A 1,596-nucleotide genomic window follows, 5' to 3' on the forward strand; every position below is an offset into this window, starting at 1 on the left:
AGCCCGCCGGTTCACACTCTCAGTGACCCACACACCCAACCGGGTGACAAGACACCGCCACCACCAACCACCCAAACGGAGTAATCCCGCTACTGCTGCCCCATCCAGGCCAGACTGAGCAGCGACACCAGATGGCGCCAGAAACTCGGCTATGACCTGGGAAGAAAGCGCTAAGGAAGAGGTAATGCCCGCTCCTGTCCTCGCAAGCGGGGCGTCAGGTAACGAGCGTGACGGCAAACGGTCACGGAAGCCGACGTGGGCAACGGACCGTCAGAGCACCGATGCGGGCCGCAGTTGCCGGATCCCGTGACAGGTCGGCCATGCCTCCTCATCTCTCCCAGCAGCTCCGCCCTCAGCGCGCCCAGGCAGCTACCTGCGCTGGCGCAAGACCAACGCCCGCCACCCCGGCCTACTCGCGCTCAGCGCAAAGAACACGCCGCATCCGCAGCGAGAAGGGCACGCGCGAAGGCCGGACGTACCCGACGCAGCGGTTTGATGAGCCCGGCGAGCCTTCCCCTACGGCATCAGGTGAGTTGTGGCCCGACCTCGGCCGCGTTCCGTCCATGGCAGTTCTGCGGTCAGGAGCGGATCGGTCCTTGGCAAGGCGTGTATGTCCATCGCAATCAAGGCCGGTGGATGACAGAGGCGGGCGGGGAGGTCGTCGATCCCGGTCAAGGCCGCCGACGTGCGCACCCCTCGGTGACGGCTTCGCTCGTGCTATCCCAGGGGACGGGCCGCTGACACTCGTTCGCGACGTGCCGGCCCGGCCGCGGATGCTCGACTGGTGCCTGCGACCGCGGCGATGGTCGCCTTCTCGCTGTGGCTGGGCATGTGGAGTCGCAGTCCCGCAGCAGGCAGATGCCGAGCGCGCCCGGGCAGGGCGGCATCTGCCACCTGGTGACCGGCAGGAGGGTGCGGGCCCCGCCGCCTACCCTGCGACGGTGGCGCGGACAGCAGGCGGCTCCATGTCGCAGGGCACGCTGGTGAAGGTGGCCAGATCCACGGTCGGCTGCCCGCGGACCTGGTGACGTTGCCACTGTGTGGCTGCGGGTGAGGGTCACCGGCGCGCGGCCGGTCCGGTCGTGGCGTGCAAGCTGGTCGAGTCCGCCCGGACTGGTGAAGGGCTGTGAACGTCTCCTCCGTCTCGTCGCTCTCGTCAGGTGGTGGGTGCGATGGCCACGCCCACCGGGGCGCTGCCGACGGTGACGGTGTCGGTGACGGTGTTGGTGGCGGTGTCGATCACCGACACAGTGCCTGAAGCCGAGTTGGTGACGTAGACACGGGCACCGCCCGGGGAGACCGCCGCGCGAACCGGGCTGCCGTCGACGGTGACGGTGTCGGTGACGGTGTTGGTGCCGGTGTCGATCACCGACACAGTGCCTGAAGCCGAGTTGGTGACGTAGACACGGGCACCGCCCGGGGTAACCGCCACACCCAGCGGTCCTAGGCCGACGGGAATGGTGGCGGTGACCATGTTGGTGGTGGTGTCGATCACCGACACAGTGTCCGAAGCGGAGTTGGTGACGTAGACACGGGTGCCGCCCGGGGAGACCGCCACACCCACCGGGCCATCACCGACAGGGATGGTGTCGATGA

General features: G+C 68.2%; 1 protein-coding gene. It reads right to left on the bottom strand.

Annotated elements, in window-relative coordinates:
• Positions 1 to 1,156: 1,156 nt before the first annotated feature.
• Positions 1,157 to 1,596 (bottom strand): YncE family protein (locus ABTX62_RS37730; RefSeq protein WP_502998087.1); only part of this gene is annotated, 440 nt, incomplete at its 5' end.

Source organism: Streptomyces sp. NPDC096046 (assembly GCF_040303285.1).
In the GTDB taxonomy this organism is placed as follows: Bacteria; Actinomycetota; Actinomycetes; order Streptomycetales; family Streptomycetaceae; genus Streptomyces.